Annotated in this window: 8 protein-coding genes and 2 pseudogenes; all 10 read left to right on the forward strand. The window is 57.1% G+C overall.

What is annotated here, in order from left to right; all coding sequences use genetic code 11:
- Positions 1-199 (forward strand): annotated as a pseudogene (locus ACIPZE_RS25895) (type VI secretion system contractile sheath large subunit); the annotation flags it as partial.
- 9 nt (positions 200-208) lie between these two features.
- The gene (gene tssE / locus ACIPZE_RS25900) at positions 209-616 is read left to right on the forward strand and encodes a type VI secretion system baseplate subunit TssE (RefSeq protein ID WP_122594477.1); all 408 of its coding nucleotides are present in this window, start codon (positions 209-211) and stop codon (positions 614-616) included.
- Between the two features lie 11 nt (positions 617-627).
- Entirely contained in the window at positions 628-1,128 is a 501-nt protein-coding gene (locus ACIPZE_RS25905) for a PAAR domain-containing protein (protein ID WP_283438306.1), read from the forward strand.
- A 14-nt stretch (positions 1,129-1,142) separates the two neighbouring features.
- Positions 1,143-1,967 (forward strand): hypothetical protein, encoded by an 825-nt coding sequence (locus tag ACIPZE_RS25910; protein ID WP_095119780.1) that lies wholly within the window; start codon positions 1,143-1,145, stop codon positions 1,965-1,967.
- Positions 1,957-2,301 carry a hypothetical protein gene (locus tag ACIPZE_RS25915; protein WP_150647520.1) on the forward strand — a complete coding sequence of 115 codons (345 nt, stop codon included), beginning with the start codon at positions 1,957-1,959 and terminating at the stop codon, positions 2,299-2,301. Before ACIPZE_RS25910 ends, ACIPZE_RS25915 begins: the two co-directional genes overlap by 11 nt.
- A gap of 22 nt (positions 2,302-2,323) precedes the next feature.
- Entirely contained in the window at positions 2,324-2,731 is a 408-nt protein-coding gene (locus ACIPZE_RS25920; protein ID WP_283438307.1) for a hypothetical protein, read from the forward strand.
- 23 nt (positions 2,732-2,754) lie between these two features.
- Positions 2,755-3,132 carry a hypothetical protein gene (locus tag ACIPZE_RS25925; RefSeq protein ID WP_122660257.1) on the forward strand — a complete coding sequence of 126 codons (378 nt, stop codon included), beginning with the start codon at positions 2,755-2,757 and terminating at the stop codon, positions 3,130-3,132.
- Positions 3,129-3,545, forward strand: coding sequence for a hypothetical protein (locus ACIPZE_RS25930; protein WP_150647521.1), 417 nt, complete (start codon positions 3,129-3,131; stop codon positions 3,543-3,545). Before ACIPZE_RS25925 ends, ACIPZE_RS25930 begins: the two co-directional genes overlap by 4 nt.
- Positions 3,538-3,963, forward strand: coding sequence for a hypothetical protein (locus ACIPZE_RS25935; RefSeq protein WP_283438309.1), 426 nt, complete (start codon positions 3,538-3,540; stop codon positions 3,961-3,963). The genes ACIPZE_RS25930 and ACIPZE_RS25935 overlap by 8 nt, the downstream gene beginning before the upstream one ends.
- A 28-nt stretch (positions 3,964-3,991) precedes the next feature.
- Positions 3,992-5,456: pseudogene (gene tssF, locus ACIPZE_RS25940) on the forward strand (type VI secretion system baseplate subunit TssF); the annotation flags it as partial.

A 5,456-nucleotide genomic window follows, 5' to 3' on the forward strand; every position in this document is an offset into this window, starting at 1 on the left:
CCGCCAGTACGTTGCCGACCAGGAAAACCCGAGCGCCGAAGTCCGTGGCCGTCGTCCGCTGCGGGCTGCGCAAGAGATCGTCAGCGACGTTGAAGGCGAGCCGGGCTGGTACCGCGTGAGCTTGAACGTGCGTCCGCACTTCAAGTACATGGGTGCCGATTTCACCCTGTCGCTGGTTGGCAAGCTGGACAAAGAGTAAGAGCGACTCATGGACGGATACGGCAGTCTTTTCGAACGCCTCAACGGCGACGCGGAACAGCGCAAAGGCAGGAGCCTCGAGGCTTCAGCCATGGCGTCTGTGGCTGCCCATCTGGCCAAAATGCTCAGCACCCGGGCCGGCAGCGTGCAAACGCTGTCCGACTACGGGTTGCCCGATCTCAATGACATGCGCCTGAGCCTGCACGATTCCCTGAGTCAGGCCCGCCTGGCCATCGAAAGCTTCATCGAAGCCTACGAACCGCGCCTGAGCAACGTGCGTGTCATTTCCCTGCCGCGCGACCACGATCAGCTGCGACTCGCCTTCAGCATTGAAGGCCTGCTGGAAGTTGAAGGGTTCAAGCGTCAGGTCAGTTTTTCCGCGCGCCTGGATGGCAGCGGTCAAGTCAAGGTCACCTAAGGAGATCCCCGATGTCTGGCAAACCCGCAGCACGTGTATCCGACCCCACCGCTTGCCCGCTCCCCGGCCACGGCACCAACCCGATCGCCGCCGGTTCCGGCGACGTGTTCTTCGACGGCCTCGCGGCCGCCCGCCAAGGCGATGCCTCGGCGTGTGGTGGTGCGATGTCGGGAGGTTTGGCGACCACTGTGTTGATCAACGGCAAACCTGCCGCGACGGTTGATTCGGTGGGTACGCATGGCAACAAGGTCACCGCCGGTTCTGGCACGGTGATTATCGGGAATTCGCATTCGCCTGTGGCGTTTGTGCCGCCAGTGCCTTTGATCATTCCGGGCTTCGATGCTCAGTTCCAGCTGAAAAACGGTCTGGGCAATCCGCTTGCGGATACTAAATACCTACTCCGTCGAGCGGATGGTTCTCTCGAAAGTGGAATCACCAATGAGTTGGGCCTGACTCATCGCGTGAAGGCCCACGCAGCTTCCGAAAAAATCGAAGTTTTTATTGAGAGCTGAGGGAGTACTCATTCATGGCCGAGGCTGAAAAAATCAATAAGGACGGGCAGGAATATGTGCCAGCTGGCGCGGCCGCGAGCACAAAAACCTCTGAGGTTGCGCCGGTAGAGTTGCAGGTTTGCCGCTGTAACGGAAAAGAAGTCACAACGCTGGCTGGCTACGACAGCATCCCGAGCTATACCGGCGAGCTGCCTTCTCCGTTGCAAATTATGTGGTACGTGCCAAAAACCAAAGAAATGCTCAAGGCAAGTTTCTCTGATACAGAAATTCGTGTCTGGATAAAGCAGGCGGCTGAATATTATGGCGTCCCGCATATTTTGCTGGCGGTTATTCTGCAGCAGGAGAATGGACCTAAGGGCAGTAAATTTCTTCAAACCATGCAATTCGGCGAACGGTCGCTGACTACTCTGCTGGCAATTGTTGACAACTTGGCTTTCGATGCCGTCCCGGACAAGTTGGCCGGTGGCTCCAGCGGCTTTGCCAATATGAGTAGGGCAACATTGCAGAAGTCCGTTCAATACACAGAGAACTATTACTGCAAGAAACCTTTGCCCGAAGACGTTCAATACCGAATTTTTGGCTGGAACCAGGACACGCGAATCCCGGGCGATGATTGGAAGGCAGACCTCTACTATTGCGCCGGCCATCTACGTGAACTGGTTGACCGGGCTACCGGGACTCGCTGTCACTCCGGAGCGCTGACCGCCGACCAGCTGAAAAAGGTGATTGCTTCCTACAACGGTTCGGGGCCGCTTGCCGAAAAGTATTCAACCGATGCTATGACGTTGTTAGACGCAGCGAAAGCAGGTACGGCGTGGTTGTATTTTTATGAAAGGTAAACTCTCGACGTCTACCACTCTTGCGCTTGCTGCCGGCATTTTGGCTGTGGGGGTTGTCGTGTGGACAAATATTTTCTCCAATTCGCTGATGCTGTTAATGGACGGCGTTAATTTTATTCCTGCGGAATCCTCAATCCTCGCCTTTGAACCTTATGAGATAAATCAAGGGTCGTCTTCCTATTGGATCTACGGTCAGGATGGGGAAAATTATTATTATTTTTCTTATGACGCGGCTGCGCCTTACATTTTTATTTCCAAAGCAAATATTTGTCAGGGGTTTGATCGCCTGAACTTCAAAACATGGTGCAGTGCGAAACAAGGTACGAAGAAATGATCAGCGAGGCATCGATCTGCTCATGAAACAGTTAAGGATGATTTCGATGTCGGGGTGGGCAGTGTTTTTCACGTTTTTCATCCCAGTGACTACCTACGCCGCTCAGCAGGTCTACAGCAATAATGTTTTCCTGCTGAACACCTGTGGCGTGCCTCTGGAATTGTCCGTGGTGCATGACTCCAACTATGACGATAAAGCCCGCCGCTTGGTGTTGGATCCAAATCAGCGCAGAACTATCGCCAACTACAGATCGTTCGGCGAGGACGTAGCCGGTCAGATCAGCGACCAGTACAGCCTGTCGATCAAGAGCCCGACGGCGACCAAAACCATCGACGCGCAGACGTTGCGAAAGGCTGTCGCAAGCACCGAAAGAACTGAACAAAAAGCTGTTCGTTCATGGGTCATTACTGATGGTTCTTTCTGCCCATGAAGTTTTTTAGCGGGAACGGCTCAGTGAAATCAAGAGCGTGGCAATGCCTGGCCGCTTTCCTCTGCTCGGTCGGTTTGCTGACGATTCTGGTCGGCTTCGCGCTGCTGTTGCGAATGGAAAGCTCGACCAAACCAAAGCTGTTCGCTCATCCCAACGCGTTGTGGGTGGGCGCCGAGGATGGAGGGGTATTCGTTGAAGTTACCAGGAACGAGGCGCCGGACTACTACGTCGAGATTCGCCACGAGAGTGGCGGAATGTGGACTGAGGGCTGGGTTCGATACGGCACACGGGACAGCTATCCGTTGAGCGCTGCCGCCATCGGCGGCTACGACGGCGTTGAACTCTATGTGTATTCGGCGATGGCGATCACGCCGAAAAAACAGGGAGTGGCGCAGCGATGAATATCTACGCGCGTCTTGCACTCTGTCTGGCGATTCACGCGGCGGGATGCGTGGCCTACGTGTTTCTGAATAACGCAGTGGTGGTGGCCTACAAGGCCTTCAACGGCGGATTCACCACCCGTGGCGTGGCGATTGGCATCGCCCACTACATGTTCATCTACATATTTTTTGGCATAAACGCGCTGGCCGCGATCATCCCGAACCTGTGGGCCAAGCTCGGTCTGCTCGCACTGATGGTTGCCTGGATTCTGTTCATGATGGTGCCGAACAACCCGCTACGTGCGCTGTTCTACACCGTGGCCCAAGGCGGAGTCACGTTGTTGGCGATTCTGCTCACGCAGGTGATTGAACTGCGTTGGGAAAGACTTGCGCTGATGCGGCAGACGTCGCCTGCGAGCCCTGCTCATGCTTAGTCGTGCGCAACTGAGCTTCTTCATGGCGGCCTTGTGGTGGCCACTGCTGGCGGTGTTGGCGATCAGTTCCTATGACCTGTGGAATGGCGAGTATTTAACATCCGAGTCGACCGGGATTTATTGGCAGTACCTGTTGTGGTGGGGAATTCCCGGGCTTCTGGGTTTCTCGCTGTGGATGTCCCGATCGGCGCAGCGCCGCAACGAGCAGCAGGCATTGCGGATGGTTTGGTGGGCGCCGGTGAAGTTCATCCCGTTCTATGCCGTGCCATGGATGCTGTATGGCTTGCTCAGTCTGGCCGTCGGTCAGCTCAGTGATGCCTACATGGCGTACGGCTGGATCTCGATTGTGCCGTTTCTCCTGATTGGCGGTTACGTCTGTGCCGGCGTGACGGTCGCGGTCTACAGGATATTTTTTTAAATGAGCTCCACTTCCAGGCAGGTAACCCGTGTCCTTTAACCACTACTACCAAAGCGAACTCACCGCACTGCGCCAACTCGGTCGCCGTTTCGCCGAGCGTAGTCCGGCGCTGGCACCGTATCTGGGCCAGGCAGGGCGGGATCCGGACGTGGAGCGGTTGCTTGAAGGCTTTGCGTTTCTCACCGGGCGTCTGCGCCAGAAGCTCGATGACGAGCTACCGGAACTCAGCCATTCGCTGATGCAGCTGCTGTGGCCGAACTACATGCGCCCGCTGCCGGCGTTCAGCATTTTGCAGTTCGATCCGCTCAAGCGATCCGGGCCGGCGTTGCGCGTCGAGCGTGATACGCCGATTGAAAGCAAGCCGATCGAAGACGTGCGTTGCCGCTTCCGTACTTGCTACCCGACCGAAGTCTTGCCGCTGGATCTGGCGGCGCTGAATTACTCGGTGAAGGGCGACGGCTCGCTGCTCAGTCTGCGTCTGGAAATGAGCGCCGACGGTCACCTCGGTGAGCTGGAACTGAGCAAGCTGCGTTTGCACTTTGCCGGTGAGCGCTACATCAGCCAGATGCTTTACCTGAGCCTGCTGCGCAACCTCGAAGGTATCGAGCTGATCCCGCTCGACGGCGCCGGCAAGCCCATCGATGGCGTCAGCGGCAAGCCGATGGCGTTCAAGATTCCCGGTGATCGGGTCAAACCGGTGGGCTTTGCCGAAGAAGAGGCGTTGATCCCGTATCCGCTGAACACCTTCCGTGGCTATCGCTACCTGCAGGAATACTTCGCCTTCCAGGACAAATTCCTGTTCGTCGACGTCAACGGTCTGGACATCATCAACGCGCTGCCGGAAGACACGCTCAAGCAGATGCGCGGCCTCGAATTGCGCTTCGACATTCGCAAGAGTGGCATCATGCGCATGCGTCCGACGCTGGATAACGTGAAGCTATTCTGCACACCGATTGCCAACCTGTTCGCCCACGACGCACTGCCGATTCGCCTCGACGGTAAGCAGGACGAATACCTGCTACTGCCGGCGGAATTCGATCTGGAAAACTGCGGCGTGTTCTCGGTGGAAACCGTGACTGGCTGGAAGCCCGGCGGCCTCGGTTATCAGGAATACGTGCCGTTCGAATCCTTCGAGCACGACCCGAGTTTCGACGTGCCCAACAGCCGTCCGCATTACAGCATCCGCCAGCGTTCGTCCCTGCTGCACGACGGCCTCGACACGTACCTGAGCTTCGGCATCCGCCACACCGAAGCCCACGAAACCCTGTCGATCGAGCTGATGTGCACCAACCAGAACCTGCCGCGCAAGCTCAAGCTCGGCGACATCTGCATGGCCTGCGAAGAGACGCCGGAGTTCCTCAGTTTCCGCAACATCACCCCGGCGACTTCCAGTTTCGCGCCGCCGCTGAACCGTGACTTCCTGTGGAAGCTGATCAGCAACATGTCGCGGGGGGGGGTGGCGGGGGCGGGGGCGGGGCTGGGGGGCGGGGGGT

Origin of the sequence: Pseudomonas sp. NPDC089741, from assembly GCF_044748825.1 — a bacterium.
GTDB lineage: Bacteria > Pseudomonadota > Gammaproteobacteria > Pseudomonadales > Pseudomonadaceae > Aquipseudomonas > Aquipseudomonas helmanticensis.

Excerpts from the sequence above, each read along its gene's own strand:
- tssE (WP_122594477.1), top strand. The coding sequence starts at position 209 with ATGGACGGATACGGCAGTCTTTTCGAACGCCTCAACGGCGACGCGGAA.
- ACIPZE_RS25905 (WP_283438306.1), top strand. The coding sequence starts at position 628 with ATGTCTGGCAAACCCGCAGCACGTGTATCCGACCCCACCGCTTGCCCG.
- ACIPZE_RS25910 (WP_095119780.1), top strand. The coding sequence starts at position 1,143 with ATGGCCGAGGCTGAAAAAATCAATAAGGACGGGCAGGAATATGTGCCA.
- ACIPZE_RS25915 (WP_150647520.1), top strand. The coding sequence starts at position 1,957 with ATGAAAGGTAAACTCTCGACGTCTACCACTCTTGCGCTTGCTGCCGGC.
- ACIPZE_RS25920 (WP_283438307.1), top strand. The coding sequence starts at position 2,324 with ATGAAACAGTTAAGGATGATTTCGATGTCGGGGTGGGCAGTGTTTTTC.
- ACIPZE_RS25930 (WP_150647521.1), top strand. The coding sequence starts at position 3,129 with ATGAATATCTACGCGCGTCTTGCACTCTGTCTGGCGATTCACGCGGCG.
- ACIPZE_RS25935 (WP_283438309.1), top strand. The coding sequence starts at position 3,538 with ATGCTTAGTCGTGCGCAACTGAGCTTCTTCATGGCGGCCTTGTGGTGG.